We start from the raw sequence: 19500 nt of genomic DNA on the forward strand, positions 1-19500 counted from the left end.
CATGCCTGAACAACTCACAGCCCGGGTCGAAGACTGCTATCGGCAGGCCGAGGCCTTCTTCAAACGCCGCTTCCCTCGCCCCGAGGTCAGCCTGGCCCTGCGTGGCCAGCGCGCCGGCGTCGCCCATCTCACCGAGAATCGGCTGAGATTCAACCGGCAGCTCTATCAGGAAAATCGCGCCCACTTCCTCGAGCAGACCGTCGCCCACGAGGTGGCGCATCTGGTGGCGCATCAGCTGTTCGGTGGCGGCATCCGCCCGCATGGCGAGGAGTGGCAGCTGATCATGCGCGGGGTCTATGGCCTGCCGCCGGATCGCTGCCATACCTACGAATTGCCGCAACGGGCGCGCACCCTGTACCTGTATCGCTGCAACTGCCCCGACGGCCGCTTCGAATTCACCGCCCAGCGTCACGCGCTGGTGCGCAAGGGACGGCGCTATCTGTGCCGGCGCTGCCGCGGTCCGCTGGACTTCACCCAGGAAGTCATCCGCGGCTGATCCTGCCGGCCCCAATCCGGGTTCCGGCAGGCAGGCCGCGAAAGCCTTCAGCCCTGGGCGAAGACTTCGTCGAACAGGTTGTGCATCGCCAGGAAGGCGCGCTTGGCCACCACCGGGTGGTACTGCTGCTTGCCCGGATTGTTGGCTTCGGGATCGGTGAAGGAATGCACCGCGCCACCATAGCTCAGCAGTTGCCAGTCCACCTGGGCGGCATCCATCTCCTGGCGGAAACCAGTGAGTTGCTCGTCCGGCACCAGCGGATCGGAGGCGCCGTGCAGCACCAGCACCGGGCCGGTGATCCGGGCGGCATCGGCCGGGTTGGGCGTATCCAGATTGGCGTGGAAGGTCACCACGGCGCTCAGCGCCGCGCCGTCACGCGCCAGTTCAAGCGCCGCGCAGCCACCAAAGCAGAAGCCGATGGCGGCGATCTGATGGACATCCACCGCCGCCGTCTCGGCCTGGGCGACCAGGGCCGCATAGGCCGCCTGCATGCGCTGGCGCAGCAGCGCGCGATCGCCGCGGATCGGCGTCATGGCCGCCAGGGCTTCGTCGGCGTTTTGCGGACGCACGTTGCGACCATAGAAATCCACCACCAGGTAGGCCAGGCCGTCGGCCTCGGCCAGGCCCTTGGCCTGCTCGACGGCGCCATGGGACACCCCCATCCAGTTGGGCGCCAGGAGCACGCCCGGGCGGGTGGGATTGCCGCTGGTGGCATACACCAGCTGGCTCTCGAACGGCTGGCCATCGATTTCGTAGGCGACGGGTTTTACAGTGACTTCGACCATGGGGTCCTCCAGAAGGTGGATAGAAAGAAGCCCGCCGAGGCGGGCTTCTTCGTTGTTAAGCGGACAATTCCACCAGCAGTTTGTTTAACCGGCGGACATAGGCGGCGGGATCCTTGAGGCTGTCGCCCGCGGCCAGCGCTGCCTGATCGAACAGGATGTGCGACAGGTCGGCGAAGCGGTCCTCGTCGGGCTCGCCATCGAGTTTCTCGATCAGCGGGTGCTGCGGATTGATCTCGAAGATCGGTTTGGAATCCGGGGCCTTCTGGCCGCTGGCTTCCAGGATCCGGCGCATCTGCAAGCCGAGGTCCTGCTCGCCGATGGCCAGGATCGCCGGCGAATCGGTCAGACGATGGGAGACGCGGACTTCGCTTACCTGGGCCTCCAGGGCCTGCTTGAGGCGCTCGACCAGGCCTTCCTTGGTCTTGGCGACCTCTTCCTGGGCCTGCTTGTCTTCTTCGCTGTCCAGCTTGCCGAGATCCAGATCGCCACGGGCGACGTCGACGAAATGCTTGCCGTCGAATTCGGTGAGATAGCTCATCAGCCACTCGTCGATGCGATCGGTCAGCAGTAGCACCTCGACACCCTTCTTGCGGAAGACTTCCAAGTGCGGGCTGTTCTTGATCTGCGCGTGGCTCTCGCCGGTCAGGTAGTAGATCTTGTCCTGACCTTCCTTCATCCGGCCGATGTAGTCGGCCAGGGACACGTTCTGGGCATCGTCGCCGTTGTGGGTCGAGGCGAAGCGCAGCAGGCCGGCGATCTTCTCGCGGTTGGCGAAGTCTTCCGCCGGACCCTCTTTGAGCACCTGGCCGAAGTGGCCCCAGAACGACTGGTACTTCTCCGGCTCGCTCTTGGCCAGCTTCTCCAGCATGTCCAGCACGCGCTTGGTCAGCGCCGACTTCATGGAGTCGATCACCGGATCCTTCTGTAGGATCTCGCGGGAGACGTTGAGCGACAGGTCGTTGGAATCCACCACACCCTTGATGAATCTTAGGTACAGCGGCAGGAACTGGTCGGCCTGGTCCATGATGAAGACGCGCTGCACATAGAGCTTGAGGCCCTTGGGCGCTTCGCGCTGGTACAGATCGAAGGGTGCGCGGGCCGGCACGTACAGCAGCGAGGTGTATTCGAGCTTGCCCTCGACCTTGTTGTGGCTCCAGGTCAGGGGATTCTCGAAATCATGGCCGACGTGCTTGTAGAACTCCTGGTAGTCCTCATCCTTGAGTTCGGTACGCGGACGGGTCCAGAGCGCGCTGGCGCGGTTGACGGTTTCCCACTCGGCTGCGGCCGGCTGCTCGTCCTCGCCACCCTGCTGCTCCTTGGGCAGCTCGATGGGCAGGCCGATGTGGTCGGAATACTTCTTGACCACGTTGCGCAGGCGCCAGCCATCGGCGAATTCGATTTCCTCGGGCTTGAGGTGCAGCACGATACGGGTACCGCGCTCGGGCTTGTCGATGGTCGCGACCTCGAACTCCCCTTCCCCCTTGGACGACCAGTGCACGCCCTCGGCGGCCGGCTGGCCGGCGCGACGGGTGTAGACATCCACCTGGTCGGCGACGATGAAGGCCGAATAGAAGCCCACGCCGAATTGACCGATGAGGTTGGAATCCTTCTTCTGGTCACCGCTGAGATTCTTCAGGAAATCAGCGGTGCCGGACTTGGCGATGGTGCCGAGGTGAGCGATCACCTCTTCGCGGCTCATGCCGATGCCGTTGTCTTCGAGGGTGACCGTGCCGGCCTCCTTGTCGAAGCTCAGGCGAATCTTCAGCGTATCCCCGCCTTCGAGCAGTTCGGGCTTGGACAGGGCCTCGAATCTGAGCTTGTCGGCCGCGTCGGAGGCGTTGGAAATCAATTCGCGCAGGAAGATTTCCTTGTTGGAATACAGCGAGTGAATCATCAGGTGAAGCAGCTGCTTCACTTCGGTCTGGAAGCCTAGGGTTTCCTTTTGAGTCTCCACACTCATGCTACGAACTCCGCTATCGATAGGTACGCACCAGATGCCTGGCGATGTCGCGGAGATGGGGGCGCGCGGTGACATTTCAACCTTGGCGCGCTCGGTTCGCGATGCAGGTAGGAATTTGCGCGATGCTGGAGCTAGACGCGGAACTTAACTTTTAACGGTGCGCTCGAACGGCTGTCGTGTAGTTCATAAGGAGAAAACACATGAAAAAGCCCTTCGCCATCGCCCTGCTCTTCACTGCCGCCTTCGGCCTCGCCGCCTGTGACAAGCCTTCCGAAAACAAGGCTCAGGATGCTGCCAAGACCGAACAGAAAGCCCAGGAAAACCTGAACAAAGCCGCTGAGCAGAGCAACAAGGCTGCCGAGCAGCGCAACGAAGCTGCCAACGAAGCTGCCAAGGAGCAATCCAAAGGCGAAGCCACCTCGGTGAGCCCGGCTACCGGGACTACCAACGGCACCGCGCCGGCTACCCAGCCCAAGCCGTAAGCCGATCGGATATGAAAAAAGCCCGCTGCTGCGGGCTTTTTTGTGGGCGACCGATTCAGGAGCGCGAAGGATCCGGCTCGGCTTCACTCTCGGGCGCGCGCCCGCCACGTCTCAGACTTTCCAGGACAAGGGCGGCAAGACCCACCACCACGGCCGGCAACAGCCAGCCCAGGCCCGAGTCGGCCAGCGGCAGCCACTGCACGGCACCACTCAGATAGGGCACCGTCAGGTGCGCGGCCTGCAGGCCATCGAGGATACCGAAGGCCAGGGCCACCAGCAGCACCGGGCCGAGGATGCGCCCGGGCGCCGCCCAGCGGGCAGTAAAGAAGCTCAGCACCACCAGGGCGATGCAGGGCGGATAGATGGCGGTGAGGATCGGCACCGAGATCTGGATCAGCTGCGTCAGCCCCAGGTTGGATACCAGCAGCGAGAAGGCCGCCAGCAGGACCACCAGACTGCGATAGCTGAACGGCAGGAATTCGCTGAAGAACTCCGCGCAGGCGCAGGTAAGGCCCACCGCCGTGACCAGACAGGCTAGGGTGATCAGCACCGCCAGGAAGTCGCTGCCGACGCTGCCGAAGGTATGCTGCACATAGGCATGCAGCACCTCGGCGCCATTGCTGGCATGGGGCACCAGCACCCCGCTGCCGGCGCCGAGCTGGAACAGACTCAGGTAGACCAGCACCAGCCCGACGCCGGCGATCAGACCGGCGATGATGGTGTAGCGCGTCAGCAGCTGCGGCGCGGTCACGCCCCGGGCACGAATGGCGTTGACGATGACGATGCCGAACACCAGGGCGCCCAGGGTATCCATGGTCAGGTAGCCGTTGACGAAGCCCTGGGACAGCGCCCGCGAGGCGTAGTCCGGCGCCGCCGTGACAGGTCCGCCCGCCGGCCAGAACAGCGCCGCACCGCCCAGTACCGCCAGCGCCAGGATCTTCAGCGGACCGAGAAAGCGCCCCACGGTGTCCAGCAGGCGTCCCGGATAGAGCGAGACCACCAGCACCACCAGGAAGTAGGCCAGGCTGTAGAGGAACAGCGGGATCGGACCATTGCCCAGCAGCGGCGCAACGCCGACCTCGAAGGACACCGTGGCGGTGCGCGGCGTGGCGAACAGCGGACCCACCGACAGGTAGCAGACGATGGCCAGGGTGCGGGCGGCGGTCTGGCCGAGCGGCTTGCTCAGGGCGTCCATGCCACCACCCACTCGCGCCAGGGCGATCAGCGTCAGCACCGGCAGGCCGACCGCGGTCAGCAGAAAGCCCAGGGCGGCGCTCCAGACGTGCTCGCCCGCCTGCAGACCGACGATCGGGGGAAAGATGATGTTGCCCGCGCCGACGAACAACGCGAACGTCATGAATCCAAGGGCCAGGACATCCCGGCTTTGCAAAGCTTTCATGGAAGGCAGTACCAGCAATGAGGAAAACGAGGCAGCCCGCCCTCATGGGAGCAGGTCTTGGTGGGGCCACGGTGTGGCCGTTGGAGCGGAAGGTTGCCATCCTAACGAATTACCGGCGAAAAGGCAGCCGGCAGCTGATGAGGCGTCATGGCAGCGCCCATGAAAAAGGCCGCCCGAAGGCGGCCTTTTCTGCAGTCGGTCAGGCTCAGGCCTTCTTGACTTCCCAACCGGTCAGCTCGGCCAGGGCCTTGCCGATGTCGGCCAGGGAACGCACGGTCTTCACACCGGCGTCCTGCAGGGCGGCGAACTTCTCGTCCGCAGTGCCCTTGCCGCCGGAGATGATGGCGCCGGCGTGGCCCATGCGCTTGCCGGGCGGTGCGGTGACACCGGCGATGTAGGACACCACCGGCTTGGTCACGTTGGCCTTGATGAAGGCCGCGGCCTCTTCTTCAGCGCTACCGCCGATCTCGCCGATCATCACGATGGCTTCGGTCTGCGGATCTTCCTGGAACAGCTTCAGGATATCGATGAAGTTCGAGCCCGGGATGGGGTCGCCGCCGATGCCCACGCAGGTGGACTGGCCGAAGCCGGCGTCGGTGGTCTGCTTCACGGCTTCATAGGTCAGGGTGCCGGAACGCGACACGATACCGACCTTGCCCGGCAGGTGGATGTGACCGGGCATGATGCCGATCTTGCACTCGCCGGGGGTGATGACGCCGGGGCAGTTCGGGCCGATCAGGCGTACGCCCAGCTCGTCGCACTTCACCTTGGCATCCAGCATGTCGAGGGTGGGGATACCCTCGGTGATGCAGACGATCAGCTTGATGCCGCCGAAGGCCGCTTCCAGGATGGAGTCCTTGCAGAAGGGAGCCGGAACGTAGATCACCGAAGCATCGGCGCCGGTGGCTTCCACGGCTTCCTTGACGGTGTTGAACACCGGCAGGCCGAGGTGGGTGGAGCCGCCCTTGCCGGGGGTCACGCCGCCGACCATCTGGGTGCCGTAGGCGATGGCCTGTTCGGAGTGGAAGGTACCCTGGCTACCGGTGAAGCCCTGGCAGATGACCTTGGTGTCTTTGTTGATCAGGACGCTCATTACTTACCCTCCGCGGCCTTGACGACCTGCTGGGCAGCGTCGGTCAGGCTGGTTGCCGCGATGATGTTCAGGCCGCTTTCGGCCAGGACCTTGGCACCGAGTTCGGCGTTGTTGCCTTCCAGGCGAACCACGACCGGCACCTTCACGCCGACTTCCTTCACGGCACCGATGATGCCTTCGGCGATCATGTCGCAGCGCACGATGCCGCCGAAGATGTTCACCAGAACGGCCTTCACGTTGCTGTCGGACAGGATGATCTTGAACGCTTCGGTCACGCGCTCTTTGGTCGCGCCGCCGCCAACGTCCAGGAAGTTGGCCGGCTTGCCGCCGTGCAGGTTGACGATGTCCATGGTACCCATGGCCAGACCGGCACCGTTGACCATGCAGCCGATGCTGCCTTCCAGGGCCACGTAGTTCAGTTCCCACTTCTGCGCATGGGCTTCACGGGCGTCGTCCTGCGACGGGTCGTGGAAGGCGCGCAGCTTGGGCTGACGGTAGATGGCGTTGCTGTCGATGTTGATCTTGGCATCCAGGCAGTGCAGGTTGCCGTCCTTCTTGATCACCAGCGGGTTCACTTCCAGCAGGGCCAGGTCGTAGTCCTGGAACAGCTTGGCCAGACCGACGAAGATCTGGGTGAACTGCTTGATCTGGTCACCTTTCAGGCCCAGCTGGAAGGCCAGGTCGCGACCCTGGTAGGGCTGAGCGCCCACCAGCGGATCGATGGTGGCCTTGAGAATCTTTTCCGGAGTGTCGTGAGCGACCTTCTCGATGTCCACGCCACCTTCGGTGGACGCCATGAACACGATGCGGCGGCTGGAACGATCGACCACGGCGCCCAGATAGAGCTCCTTGTCGATGTCGGTGCAGGATTCGACCAGGATCTTGCTGACCGGCTGACCGTTGGCGTCGGTCTGGTAGGTCACCAGACGCTGGCCCAGCCACTTGGCGGCGAATTCCTTGGCTTCTTCCTTGCTCTTGACCAGCTTCACGCCACCGGCCTTGCCACGGCCACCGGCATGTACCTGGGCCTTGACGACCCACTCGTCGCCGCCGATACGGCCGCAAGCCTCGTAGGCCTCCTGGGGGGTGTCGACAGCGTAGCCTTTGGAAACGGGCAGGCCGTATTCAGCGAACAGCTGCTTACCCTGATACTCGTGGAGATTCATGCTTGTCTACCGTCTTCGTTGGGTATTGCGCATTAGACGCTGTGCGTTATCCGTGCCGTCCTCCGGACGGTCGCGGGCACCGCGCCACCTGTGACCCCTGCCCTCGCAAGGGTCCGAGGCGCCTTCCTGCGGTGGAGCCCTCAGGGCCCCACGGCGGTCGGCGACCCCGTGGTTCCGTAAATCTCTTACCGCTTCTTGCGATTCACTGCGTGGATCGCATGACCGTTCACCGCCAGGGCCGCTTCGTGCAGCGCCTCGGACAGCGTCGGGTGCGAGAACACCATCATGCCCAGGTCTTCGGCGCTGGTGCCGAATTCCATGGCGATGGCGCCTTGCTGCACCAGCTCCGCCGCGCTCGGGCCGACCACATGGACGCCCAGGACGCGATCGGTCTTGGCATCGGCCACGACCTTGACGAAGCCGGCGGTGTCGTTGGCCGCCAGGGCACGACCGCTGACCGCGAAGGGGAAGGTGCCGACGTTGACTTCGACGCCTTCGGCCTTCAGGGCCTGCTCGGTCTTGCCGACCCACGCGATTTCCGGGTGGGTGTAGATCACCGAGGGGACCAGATCGTAGTTCATCTGGGCCTTGTGACCGGCGATGCGCTCGGCGACCATCACGCCCTCTTCCGAGGCCTTGTGGGCCAGCATCAGACCGCGAACGCAGTCACCGATGGCGAACACGCCCGGCACGCTGGTGGCGCAATGGTCGTCGACGTAGATGTAGCCACGCTCGTCGCTTTCCACGCCGCTGTCGGAGGCCAGCAGGTCGGTGGTGACCGGACGACGGCCCACGGCGACGATCAGACGATCGAAGGTGATCTGCTTTTCTTCACCGGCTTCGGTGTAGTGCACGGTGACTTCTTCGCCGTTGACCTGGGAACCGGTCACGCGCGCACCCATGCGGATGTTCAGACCCTGCTTGGAGAGGATCTTGTAGGCTTCCTTGGACACCTGCTCATCGGCGGCGACCAGGAACTTGTCCAGGGCTTCCAGCACGGTGACTTCGGCGCCCAGGCGGGCCCAGACCGAACCCAGCTCCAGACCAATGACGCCGGCACCGATCACGCCCAGACGCTTGGGCACGCTCTGGAATTCCAGGGCGCCGGTGGAATCGACGATGACCTTCTGGTCCACCGGAGCCGGCGGGATGTCGATGGGACGCGAGCCGGACGCCAGGATGACGTTCTCGGCCTCGACCACCTGGACGTTGCCGTCCAGACCGGTGACTTCGACCTTCTTGCCGGACAGCAGCTTGCCGTTGCCTTCCAGCAGGGTCACGCCGTTCGCCTTGAACAGGGTGGCCACGCCGCCGGTGAGGTTCTTCACGATCTGGTCCTTGCGGCCGATCATGGTGGGCACGTCGATGGTGACGTTCGGCGCGTCGATGCCGTGGACCTTAAAGCCCTCGTGGGCCTCATGGTACTTGTAGGAGCTGTCCAGCAGCGCCTTGGAGGGAATGCAACCCACGTTCAGGCAGGTGCCGCCCAGGGCGACCTTGCCTTCCTTGCCCTTGTAGCGCTCGACACAGGCCGTCTTCAGACCGAGCTGCGCGGCGCGGATGGCGGCCACGTAGCCACCAGGGCCGGCGCCGATCACCACTACGTCGAATTTGTCGCTCATACACTAATCCCCTTGGAGCAGCTTCAGGCAGGAAAACTTGAAGCGGTGCGCGGCCCCTGCCCCGCACCGCGAGAGCCGGATCAGATGTCCAGCAGCAGACGAGCCGGGTCTTCCAGCAGGTCCTTCATGGTGACCAGGAAGGTCACGGCTTCCTTGCCATCGATCAGGCGATGGTCGTAGGACAGCGCAAGATACATCATCGGCAGGATCACTACCTGGCCGTTCACCGCCATGGGGCGTTCCTGGATCTTGTGCATGCCCAGGATCGCGGTCTGCGGCGGGTTGACGATGGGGGTGGACAGCAGCGAACCGAAGACACCACCGTTGGAGATGGTGAAGGTGCCGCCCTGCATGTCTTCCATGGTCAGCTTGCCGGCCTTGGCCTTCTTGCCGAAGTCGGCGATGGTGCCTTCCACTTCCGCCAGGCTCATGAACTCGGCGTTGCGCAGCACCGGAACCACCAGGCCACGGTCGCTGGATACGGCCACGCCGATGTCCTGATAACCGTGGTAGACGATGTCGTTGCCGTCGATGGAGGCGTTGACACCCGGCTGACGCTTGAGCGCCTCGGTGGCGGCCTTGACGAAGAAGGACATGAAGCCCAGGCGCACGCCGTTGTGCTTCTTCTCGAACATGTCCTTGTACTTGGAGCGCAGGTCCATGATCGGCTTCATGTTGACCTCGTTGAAGGTCGTCAGCATGGCCATGCTGGACTGGGCTTCGACCAGGCGCTCGGCGACCTTGGCCCGCAGGCGGGTCATGGGCACACGCTTCTCGGTGCGGTCGCCAGCGGCGGTCACCACCGGAGCGGCAGCGGCAGCGGGCTTGGCAGCCGGAGCGGCGGCGCCGGACTTCTTGGCCTCGACGGCAGCGACGGCGTCTTCCTTGGTGATGCGACCGCCCTTGCCGGTGCCGACCAGGGTAGCCGGGTCGACCCCGTTCTCTTCGGCGATCTTGCGCGCGGCGGGGGCCAGGATCGGATCCTCTTCACCACCGGCAGCCGGGGCGGCGGCCGGAGCGCTGGCAGCGGCCGGCTGGGCAGCCGGAGCAGCGGCGGCAGCGGCGCCCTCTTCCACGCGAGCGATGACTTCTTCGCTCAGCACGGTATCGCCTTCGTTCTTTAGGATTTCGGCCAGCACGCCATCGGCAGGTGCCACGACTTCCAGCACGACCTTGTCGGTCTCGATGTCGACCAGCAGTTCGTCACGCTTGACCGCTTCGCCGGGCTTCTTGTGCCAGGTGGCGACGGTGCCGTCAGCGACCGATTCCGGGAAGGTAGGGGCTTTGATCTCGATAGCCATTCTATGAATTTCCTTAGTGATCTCTAGTAGTCGCGTGGCGAATCAAACGGAGAAAGCATCTTGCAGCAGTTTTTCCTGCTGCTCGGCGTGCATGGAGGCATAGCCGCAGGCCGGCGCGGCGGACGCATCGCGACCGGCGTATTCCAGACCCAGGCCCTGCTTGTAACCGGACACGGCGCGGCGCATGTGATGCTGGCTGCAGTACCAGGCGCCCTGGTTCATCGGCTCTTCCTGGCACCAGACCACGCGCTCCAGGTTCGGATAGCCGGCCAGTACCTCGGCCAGGTCGTCCTCCGGGAACGGATAGAGCTGCTCCAGACGCACGATGGCGATGTCCTGGCGATTCTCGCTGCGGCGCTTTTCCAGCAGGTCGTAGTAGACCTTGCCGCTACACAGCACCAGGCGCTTCACCTGCTGGGCATCGAGCTGATCCAGTTCGTTGATCACGGTCTGGAAGGAGCCATGGGCCAGGTCTTCCAGAGTCGAAATGGCCAGCTTGTGGCGCAGCAGCGACTTGGGCGTGAGCACCACCAGCGGCTTGCGCAGCGGGCGGATCACCTGGCGACGCAGCAGGTGGTAGATCTGTGCCGGCGTGGTGGGGACGCAGACCTGGATGTTCTGCTCGGCGCACAGCTGCAGGTAACGCTCCAGACGGGCCGAGGAGTGCTCCGGACCCTGGCCTTCGTAGCCATGGGGCAGCAGCATGGTCAGGCCGCAGAGACGACCCCACTTGATCTCACCGCTGGTGATGAACTGGTCGATGACGACCTGGGCACCGTTGGCGAAGTCACCGAACTGGGCTTCCCAGACCACCAGCGCATTGGGCGTGGTGGTGGCATAGCCGTATTCGAAGCCCAGTACCGCTTCCTCGGAAAGGAAGGAATCGTAGATCTCGAACGACGGCTGATCCTCGGCCAGGTGCTGCAGGGGCACGTAGGGAACGGCGTCCTTCTGGTTGTGCAGCACCGCGTGACGGTGCGAGAAGGTGCCACGACCGACGTCCTGACCGGTGATGCGGATCGGATGGCCTTCGTGCAGCAGGGTGGCGTAGGCCATGGTCTCGGCGAAGCCCCAGTTCAGCGGCAGGCCGCCGGCGGTCATCTTCTGCCGATCCTCGAGGATCTTGCCAACCTGACGCTGGACCACGACCCCTTCCGGAATCTGCAGCAGCTTGTTGGCCAGGTCCTGCAAGGTCTTGAGATCGAAGCCGGTGTCGTGACGCGCGGTCCAGGCATGGCCCAGGTAGGGCTTCCAGTCGACGAACAGGTCGCGATTGGGTTCCTTGACCAGGCTGGCCACCACGTGGCGACCCTCGTCGAGGGCGCCGCGATAGGCTTCGAACTGCGCCTGGACCTGCTCGGCGGTAACGACGCCGGCCTGGGTCAGGGCATCCGCATAGAGATCGCGGGTGGTGCGCTGCTTGGCGATCTGCTGGTACATCAGCGGCTGGGTGCCACTCGGCTCGTCGGCCTCGTTGTGGCCGCGACGGCGGTAGCAGACCAGGTCGATGACGATGTCACGCTTGAACTGCATGCGGTAGTCGACCGCCAGCTGGGTGACGAACAGCACCGCCTCGGGATCGTCGCCGTTCACGTGGAAGATCGGCGCCTGGATCATCTTGGCGACGTCGGTGGCGTACTCGGTGGAACGCGCATCTTCCTGGCGGTTGGTGGTGAAGCCCACCTGGTTGTTGATGACGATGTGCAAGGTACCGCCGGTCTTGTAGGCCCGGGTCTGCGACATCTGGAAGGTTTCCATGACCACGCCCTGGCCGGCGAAGGCGGCGTCGCCGTGGATGGCCACGGGTACGACCTTGTCGCCGGTGCGATCGCCGCGGCGATCCTGGCGGGCACGCACCGAACCTTCCACCACCGGAGAGACGATCTCCAGGTGCGAGGGGTTGAACGCCAGCGCCAGGTGGACTTCGCCGCCCTGGGTCATGACGTTGGAGGAAAAGCCCTGGTGGTACTTGACGTCACCGGAGCCCAGCTCGACGAGCTTCTTGCCTTCGAACTCGTCGAACAGATCGCGCGGGTTCTTGCCCAGGGTGTTGACCAGCACGTTCAGGCGGCCACGGTGGGCCATGCCGATCACCAGCTCCTTGACGCCATAGGAACCGGAACGCTGGATGATCTCGTCGATCAGCGGAATCAGGCTCTCGCCCCCTTCCAGACCAAAACGCTTGGTGCCCGGGTACTTGGTGCCCAGGTACTTTTCCAGGCCCTCGGCGGCGGTCAGGCGCTCCAGCAGATGGGTGCGAACTTCCGGCGAATATTGCGGGCGGCCACGGACGCTTTCCAGGCGCTGCAGGAACCAGCGGCGCTCCTCGGAATCGACGATGTGCATGAACTCCGCACCAACCGTGCGGCAATATGTCTCTTGCAGCGCATCCCTGATTTCGCGGAGAGTTGCCTCCTCTTTGCCGATGAACAATTCACCGGTACGGAAGGTGGTATCCAGATCGGCGTCGGTCAACCCATAGTGGTTGAGCAGCAGATCGGCAGGCGGCTGACGCTTCCACAGACCCAGGGGGTCGAGCTGGGCAGCCTGATGGCCCTGCAGACGGAACGCCTGGATCAGACGCAGGACTTCAACCTGCTTCTTCTCGTGTTCGGAACTGACGGTACCGGCCGAGACCGGTTGAGCTCGCCGCTGGTTCTTGCCCAACAGCACGAAATGGTCGCGGATCGCGGAATGCGCGACGTCCGGCGAATTGCCAGTGACCGCAGGCAGTTTCTGGAAGTAGGTGCGCCACTCTTCCGGCACAGCGTTGGCATCGTGCAGAAACAGCTCATAGAGCTCTTCCACATAGGCAGCATTACTGCCGGACAGGTGAGCGCTGTCCCACAGTTGCTGCATCTGACTTTCGTGCATCTAGTTCACCCCTTCGGCAGAGATAGCATCAGCCGATGACCCGTCTCGACGCGAGACCTGGCCTCACTACGGCTGCGCCAATGCCCGGATCGTGTTCCGGGTATCCCTGAATGGACATTGGTTGAATCAAGCTATCAAGGTCGCTAACGAACCCGCCCGGCACAACAGGCCGGGCGGGACGTGGATCAGGTACCGCTCTGCAGCAGCATCGCCCGCACATGGCCGATGGCCTTGGTCGGGTTCAGCCCCTTGGGACAGACCGCCACGCAGTTCATGATCGACCGGCAGCGGAACACGCTGAAAGGATCGTCCATGGCGGCGAGGCGCTCCTGGGTCTTGGTGTCACGGCTGTCGGCCAGGAAGCGATAGGCCTGCAGCAGCGCAGCGGGGCCGAGGAACTTGTCGGGGTTCCACCAGAAGGACGGGCAGGACGTCGAGCAGCAGGCGCAGAGGATGCACTCGTACAGACCGTCGATCTTCTCGCGGTCTTCCGGGCTCTGCAGGCGCTCGATGGCCGGGGCCGGGGTCTCGTTCTGCAGGAACGGCTTCACCTTCTCGTACTGCTTGTAGAAGATGCTCATGTCGACGACCAGGTCACGGATGACCGGCAGGCCGGGCAGCGGACGCACGACCAGCTTGTCGTTCTTGACCACGGCCGACAGCGGCGTGATGCACGCCAGGCCGTTCTTGCCGTTGATGTTCATGCCGTCGGAGCCGCACACGCCTTCGCGGCAGGAACGACGGTAGGAGAAGCCTTCATCCTGCTCTTTGATCAGAGCCAGGACGTCCAGCACCATGAGGTCCTTCCCACCGGTATCGACCTGGAACTCCTGCATGGACGGCAGGCCGTCCTGATCCGGGTTGTAACGATAAACGCTGACTTTCAACATGGTGGTCACCTTTAGTAAGTCCGAACCTTGGGTTCGAACATCGGTACGGTCTTGGGCGCGAAGTTGACTCCACGCTTACTGACCCGCTTTTCACCGGGGAAATAGAGGGTGTGGCACAGCCAGTTCTCGTCGTCACGCTCTTCGAAGTCTTCACGGGCGTGAGCACCACGAGACTCCTTGCGGTTTTCGGCGGCGATGGCGGTCGCTTCGGCCACTTCCAGCAGGTTCTGCAACTCGAGCGCTTCGATACGGGCGGTGTTGAAGCCCTGGCTCTTGTCGTTGATCTTGACCTTGGCGATGCGCTCGCGCAGGTCGGCGAGCTCGGCGATGCCCTTCTGCATGTACTCGCCGGTGCGGAACACCCCGAAGTAGTTCTGCATGCAGGTCTGCAGTTGCTTGCGCAGGCTGGCGACGTCGTCACCGGTAGTGCGCTCGTTGACGCCGGACAGGCGCTGCAGCGAGGCTTCCAGGTCGCTTTCCGAAGCACCGCGGTGCTCGATGCCTTCCTTGAGCGCCTTCTCCAGGTGCAGACCGGCTGCACGACCGAAGACCACTAGGTCCAGCAGCGAGTTGCCACCCAGACGGTTGGCACCGTGCACGGACACGCAGGCCACTTCGCCCACGGCGAACAGGCCTTCGATGATCTTGTCGTTGCCGTTGGCGTCCTGAGTAATGGCCTGGCCATGAATGTTGGTGGCGATGCCGCCCATCATATAGTGGCAGGTGGGGATCACGGGCACCGGTGCGACGACCGGATCGACGTGGGCGAAGGTCTTGGACAGTTCGCAGATGCCGGGCAGACGGCTGTGCAGCACGTCTTCACCCAGGTGGTCCAGCTTCAGCAGCACGTGGTCGCCGTCCGGACCGCAACCGTTGCCGGCCAGCACTTCCTTGACCATGGAACGGGCGACCACGTCGCGGCCGGCCAGGTCCTTGGCGTTGGGCGCATAGCGCTCCATGAAGCGTTCGCCGTGCTTGTTGATCAGGTAGCCACCCTCACCGCGGCAACCCTCGGTGACCAGTACCCCGGCGCCGGCGATGCCGGTTGGGTGGAACTGCCACATCTCGATGTCCTGCACCGGCACGCCGGCGCGCAGCGCCATGCCGACACCGTCACCGGTATTGATCAGGGCGTTGGTGGTAGAGGCATAGATACGACCTGCACCGCCGGTGGCCAGCACGGTGGCCTTGGACTTGACGTAGACGGTCTCGCCGGTCTCGATGCAGATGGCGATGACGCCTACCACGACGCCGTCCTGGTTCTTCACCAGATCCACGGCGTACCACTCGTTGAGGAATACCGTGTTGTTCTTCAGGTTGCCCTGATAGAGGGTGTGCAGCAGGGCGTGACCGGTACGGTCGGCCGCGGCGCAGGTACGCGCGGCCTGGCCGCCCTTGCCATAGTCCTTGGACTGACCGCCGAAGGGACGCTGATAGATGCGGCCCTGCTCGGTGCGGGAGAACGGCAGACCCATGTGCTCGAGTTCGAAGACCGCTTCCGGGCCTACGGAGCACATGTATTCGATGGCGTCCTGGTCACCGATGTAGTCCGACCCCTTGACGGTGTCGTACATGTGCCAGCGCCAGTCGTCGTTCGGGTCGGCCGAGGCGATGGCGCAGGTGATGCCGCCCTGGGCGGACACGGTGTGGGAACGGGTCGGGAAGACCTTGGTGATCACCGCGGTCTTGTGACCGGACTGGGCCAGTTGCAGCGCAGCGCGCATACCGGCGCCGCCGCCACCTACGATGATGGCATCAAACGAAATATGACGAATTGTGGACATAGATCAAACACCCCAGAAGATCTGCACGCCCCAGACGAAGAACGCGAACATCGCGAACCCGCATACCGCCTGGAAGAGGAAACGCACGGCGGTAGCACCCTTGCCGATCGCCATGGTGGTCAGGTAGTCGGTGGAGATGGTCCACATACCAACCCAGGCATGAACGCAGATGGACACCAGCGCCAGCAGGCTGAAGATGCGCATCAGGGTGTGGGAGAACAGGCCGTGCCATTGCTCGAAGGTGAGCCCTGGGTGAAGGATCAGGTAGCCGATGATAAAGAGGAAGTAGACCGCGAGGACGACTGCCGAAACCCGTTGAGCCATCCAGTCATAGAGACCGGAACGCGAAAGATTGGTGACGTTGGTTACCATACCCAAACCCCTGCCAGAATGATCAGAACTGCGGAAATGACCAGCACGAGCTGCGCACCCAGCTTGCCGCCCTGCAGGGTTTCGCCGGCGCCACCATCCATGATCAGGTGCCGAATGCCGGCGACCAGGTGGTAGAGCAATGCAGACAGCAGACCCCAGATCACGAGCTTGACCAGCGGATAGGCCAGAAAAGCTTTCACTTGGCCGAAGCCTTCCGGGCTACCCAGCGACAGGTGCAGGCCATAGAGCATGACTGCGATGCCGAGGAACAGGATGACGCCGGAGATACGGTGAAGAATCGAGGTATAAGCTGTGATAGGTAGTTTGATGGTCCTGAGATCTAGGTTTACAGGTCGTTTGCTATTCACGGCTTCTTTCACACTGAGGGCCCAATTGCGGTCGGGCTAGTTATAGGAGATTCCACATCTGCTACACGCTTCCTGTCGGAGGCGTCTCGACCGCTCGGCATCAGCTCGCCGACCCGGTACGGTCGGGCGAGAATTATAGACAGTTAGCCTACTCATGACAAACGCGGATGCCCGATTCCGACGTCGCCAGCTGATATTCAGAAGCCTGCGTGTTAATGTCTTTTCGCCGCACAATCCGCCCAGAAAGAGCCTTTAGGGTGATATTTTCGTAAATTGACTTTCAAATTTATCCCTCTATAGTGGGCGAGGCCCTGAGTGGAGGGTTTATTGATGATTTCAAAGCAAAATAAGGAGGCCTAATGGCTGACAAGAAAGCGCAGTTGATCATCTCGGGAGCGGATCCGGTTGACCTGCCCGTTATGTCCGGCACCCTTGGCCCGGACGTGATCGATGTTCGCAACCTCACCTCCACTGGTGTGTTCACCTTCGACCCGGGCTTCATGTCCACCGCCTCGTGCGAGTCCAAGATCACCTATATCGATGGTGACAAGGGCATCCTGCTGCACCGCGGCTACCCGATCGAGCAATTGGCGGAGAAATCCGACTACCTCGAGACCTGTTACCTGCTGCTCAAGGGTGAATTGCCGAACGCGCAAGAGAAGGCGCAGTTCGTGGACACCATCAAGAACCACACCATGGTTCACGAGCAATTGAAGAACTTCTTCAACGGCTTCCGTCGCGATGCGCACCCCATGGCCATCATGTGCGGCGTAGTCGGCGCCCTGTCGGCCTTCTACCACGACTCCCTGGACATCACCGATCCGCAGCACCGCGAGATTTCGGCGATGCGCCTGATCGCCAAGATGCCGACCCTGGCAGCCATGGTGCACAAGTACTCCATGGGTCAGCCGATGATGTATCCCCGCAATAACCTGGGATACTCGGAAAACTTCCTGCACATGATGTTCAACACCCCGTGCGAGGAGAAACCCATCAGCCCGGTGCTGGCCCGCGCCATGGATCGCATCTTCATCCTGCATGCCGACCATGAGCAGAACGCCTCCACCTCCACCGTCCGCCTTGCCGGCTCTTCCGGTGCCAACCCCTTCGCCTGTATCGCCGCCGGCATCGCCGCCCTCTGGGGTCCGGCGCACGGGGGTGCCAACGAAGCCGTACTGAAGATGCTGGACGAGATCGGCGATGTCGCGAACATCGACAAGTTCGTGGCCAAGGCCAAGGACAAGAACGATCCGTTCAAGCTGATGGGCTTCGGCCATCGCGTCTACAAGAACTTCGATCCGCGCGCCACGGTGATGAAGCAGACCTGCGACGAAGTCCTGGCCGAGCTGGGCATCAACGATCCGCAACTGGAACTGGCCATGCGCCTGGAAGAACTGGCCCGCAAGGACCCCTACTTCGTCGAGCGCAACCTCTATCCGAACGTGGACTTCTATTCCGGCATCATCCTCAAGGCGATCGGCATTCCGACCAGCATGTTCACCGTGATCTTCGCCATGGCGCGGACCGTCGGCTGGATCTCGCACTGGCAGGAAATGCTGTCCGGTCCCTACAAGATCGGCCGGCCGCGTCAGCTGTACACCGGCGTCGCCCAGCGCGACATCCCGGACGATCGCGGCTGATCGATCCGTCAGGAAGAACCCCGCCTCGGCGGGGTTTTTTGTGTCCGCAGAACCTGAACCAGGGCCGGACACAAGAAACACCAGGCATGAAAAAGCCCGCACTAGGCGGGCTTTTTTGGAGTCTGGATCAGGCGGATTACTTGGCCTGAGCTTCGACTTCGGCTTCTACGCGACGGTTGACGGCGCGACCGGCTTCGGTGGCGTTGTCAGCAACCGGGCGGGATTCACCGTAACCAACAGCGTTCACGCGGCTGCCCTGCACGCCGTACTGGTTGACCAGGACGTTACGCACGGCATTGGCACGACGCTCGGACAGCTTCTGGTTGTAGGCGTCGGTGCCGACGGAGTCGGTGTGGCCTTCAACGGTGGTCGAGGTCTGCGGGTACTGCTGCATGAAGTCAGCCAGGTTCTTGATGTCGGCGTAGCTGTTGGGCTTGACCACGGCCTTGTCGAAATCGAACTTCACGTCCAGCTCGACGCGAACGGTTTCGGCGGCAGCCGGGCAGCCGGTAGCGTCAACGGTGACGTTAGCCGGGGTGTTCGGGCACTTGTCGACGTTGTCGCAAACGCCGTCGTTGTCGGAATCGGTGCAGACGTCAGCAACGGGGGCCGGAGCCGGAGCCGGAGCGACTTCTTTCTTGGTGGAACCACCGAAGTTCAGACCAACACCTACAGCAGCGCTCCACTCGGTGTCGCCGTAGTCGATGTTGTAGTTGGCTTGTACGCCGGTACGGGCATACAGGTTCTCGGTGAAGTAGTACTTCAGGCCGGCACCCAGGTTGGCGTAGGTGGAGTGATCACGACCACCTTCGTTGATGTCGCGGTTGCTGATGGACTGGTGAGCGAAGCCACCGGATACGTACGGACGCAGGCCGACGCCGGGCTGACCGAAGTGGTAGTAGGCGTCCAGAGCAGCCAGGCTGCCCTTGATGTTCTTGTGGCCCAGGTCGTGGTCGCCACGGGCGTTGTGGTACTCGCCGTAGGACAACGCCAGCTCAACGTCGTCGGTCAGGAAGTAGCCAACGGAACCGCCGTACAGGTCAGCGTTGGTCATGTTGCGCTGGCTGTCGGTGAACAGACGGCTGCCGAACAGCTCGGTCTCGACGGCGCCTTGACCTTGTGCCAGGGCGCTCAGCGAGGCGCTTGCCAGCAGGGAGCCGATCACGACGCCCAAGGTGCTCTTCAGTTTCATCCTTTGTATCCCCATTTTAGTGGTACTAATTCCGGCAATCTCCGGAGGCTTCGACAACAAGTTTTCGTGAAGTTCA

Annotated in this window: 16 protein-coding genes; 3 read left to right on the forward strand and 13 right to left on the reverse strand. The window is 63.0% G+C overall.

Going from position 1 to position 19500, the window contains the following annotated elements; all coding sequences use genetic code 11:
- Position 1: 1 nt before the first annotated feature.
- On the forward strand, positions 2 to 496 hold the full coding sequence (locus ACZ5R1_RS15835) for a SprT family zinc-dependent metalloprotease (protein WP_027596946.1): 495 nt from the start codon (positions 2 to 4) through the stop codon (positions 494 to 496).
- A gap of 47 nt (positions 497 to 543) precedes the next feature.
- Here the strand turns inward: ACZ5R1_RS15835 and ACZ5R1_RS15840 are convergent, their stop codons facing one another.
- Complete coding sequence (locus ACZ5R1_RS15840) at positions 544 to 1281, reverse strand: dienelactone hydrolase family protein (protein ID WP_027596947.1); 738 nt, start codon at positions 1279 to 1281, stop codon at positions 544 to 546.
- 55 nt (positions 1282 to 1336) lie between these two features.
- Positions 1337 to 3241, reverse strand: coding sequence for a molecular chaperone HtpG (gene htpG / locus ACZ5R1_RS15845; protein ID WP_027596948.1), 1905 nt, complete (start codon positions 3239 to 3241; stop codon positions 1337 to 1339).
- A 200-nt stretch (positions 3242 to 3441) separates the two neighbouring features.
- Between htpG and ACZ5R1_RS15850 the strand changes: the two genes are divergently transcribed.
- On the forward strand, positions 3442 to 3723 hold the full coding sequence (locus ACZ5R1_RS15850) for a hypothetical protein (RefSeq protein WP_027596949.1): 282 nt from the start codon (positions 3442 to 3444) through the stop codon (positions 3721 to 3723).
- A gap of 55 nt (positions 3724 to 3778) precedes the next feature.
- On the opposite strand, the gene brnQ is transcribed toward ACZ5R1_RS15850, so the two are convergent.
- The 10 genes from brnQ to sdhC all read right to left on the reverse strand — a co-directional run bounded on the left by brnQ (position 3779) and on the right by sdhC (position 16604).
- Complete coding sequence (brnQ, locus tag ACZ5R1_RS15855; RefSeq protein WP_027596950.1) at positions 3779 to 5122, reverse strand: branched-chain amino acid transport system II carrier protein; 1344 nt, start codon at positions 5120 to 5122, stop codon at positions 3779 to 3781.
- 205 nt (positions 5123 to 5327) lie between these two features.
- On the reverse strand, positions 5328 to 6215 hold the full coding sequence (gene sucD / locus ACZ5R1_RS15860) for a succinate--CoA ligase subunit alpha (protein WP_027596951.1): 888 nt from the start codon (positions 6213 to 6215) through the stop codon (positions 5328 to 5330).
- Positions 6215 to 7381 carry an ADP-forming succinate--CoA ligase subunit beta gene (gene sucC, locus ACZ5R1_RS15865; protein ID WP_007159249.1) on the reverse strand — a complete coding sequence of 389 codons (1167 nt, stop codon included), beginning with the start codon at positions 7379 to 7381 and terminating at the stop codon, positions 6215 to 6217. The genes sucD and sucC overlap by 1 nt, the downstream gene beginning before the upstream one ends.
- 185 nt (positions 7382 to 7566) lie before the next feature.
- Positions 7567 to 9003 carry a dihydrolipoyl dehydrogenase gene (gene lpdA / locus ACZ5R1_RS15870; RefSeq protein ID WP_007159250.1) on the reverse strand — a complete coding sequence of 479 codons (1437 nt, stop codon included), beginning with the start codon at positions 9001 to 9003 and terminating at the stop codon, positions 7567 to 7569.
- An 80-nt stretch (positions 9004 to 9083) separates the two neighbouring features.
- A complete protein-coding gene (odhB, locus tag ACZ5R1_RS15875) occupies positions 9084 to 10304 on the reverse strand; it encodes a 2-oxoglutarate dehydrogenase complex dihydrolipoyllysine-residue succinyltransferase (RefSeq protein ID WP_464712535.1) in 1221 nt (406 codons plus the stop codon).
- A gap of 42 nt (positions 10305 to 10346) precedes the next feature.
- Positions 10347 to 13178 (reverse strand): 2-oxoglutarate dehydrogenase E1 component, encoded by a 2832-nt coding sequence (locus ACZ5R1_RS15880; RefSeq protein WP_027596953.1) that lies wholly within the window; start codon positions 13176 to 13178, stop codon positions 10347 to 10349.
- 185 nt (positions 13179 to 13363) lie between these two features.
- Positions 13364 to 14068 carry a succinate dehydrogenase iron-sulfur subunit gene (locus ACZ5R1_RS15885; protein ID WP_007159253.1) on the reverse strand — a complete coding sequence of 235 codons (705 nt, stop codon included), beginning with the start codon at positions 14066 to 14068 and terminating at the stop codon, positions 13364 to 13366.
- Positions 14069 to 14079: 11 nt separating this feature from the next.
- Positions 14080 to 15852: a succinate dehydrogenase flavoprotein subunit gene (gene sdhA, locus ACZ5R1_RS15890; RefSeq protein WP_027602679.1), complete on the reverse strand. Its 1773-nt coding sequence runs from the start codon at positions 15850 to 15852 to the stop codon at positions 14080 to 14082.
- A gap of 3 nt (positions 15853 to 15855) precedes the next feature.
- Positions 15856 to 16224: a succinate dehydrogenase, hydrophobic membrane anchor protein gene (gene sdhD / locus ACZ5R1_RS15895; protein ID WP_027596955.1), complete on the reverse strand. Its 369-nt coding sequence runs from the start codon at positions 16222 to 16224 to the stop codon at positions 15856 to 15858.
- Positions 16218 to 16604: a succinate dehydrogenase, cytochrome b556 subunit gene (sdhC, locus tag ACZ5R1_RS15900; protein ID WP_026083585.1), complete on the reverse strand. Its 387-nt coding sequence runs from the start codon at positions 16602 to 16604 to the stop codon at positions 16218 to 16220. The genes sdhD and sdhC overlap by 7 nt, the downstream gene beginning before the upstream one ends.
- A 347-nt stretch (positions 16605 to 16951) precedes the next feature.
- Between sdhC and gltA the strand changes: the two genes are divergently transcribed.
- A complete protein-coding gene (gltA, locus tag ACZ5R1_RS15905; protein ID WP_027596956.1) occupies positions 16952 to 18232 on the forward strand; it encodes a citrate synthase in 1281 nt (426 codons plus the stop codon).
- A gap of 136 nt (positions 18233 to 18368) precedes the next feature.
- Here the strand turns inward: gltA and ACZ5R1_RS15910 are convergent, their stop codons facing one another.
- Positions 18369 to 19424: an OmpA family protein gene (locus tag ACZ5R1_RS15910; protein WP_007159258.1), complete on the reverse strand. Its 1056-nt coding sequence runs from the start codon at positions 19422 to 19424 to the stop codon at positions 18369 to 18371.
- Between the last annotated feature and the right edge of the window lie 76 nt (positions 19425 to 19500).

Source organism: Pseudomonas sp. Pso3 (assembly GCF_055393275.1).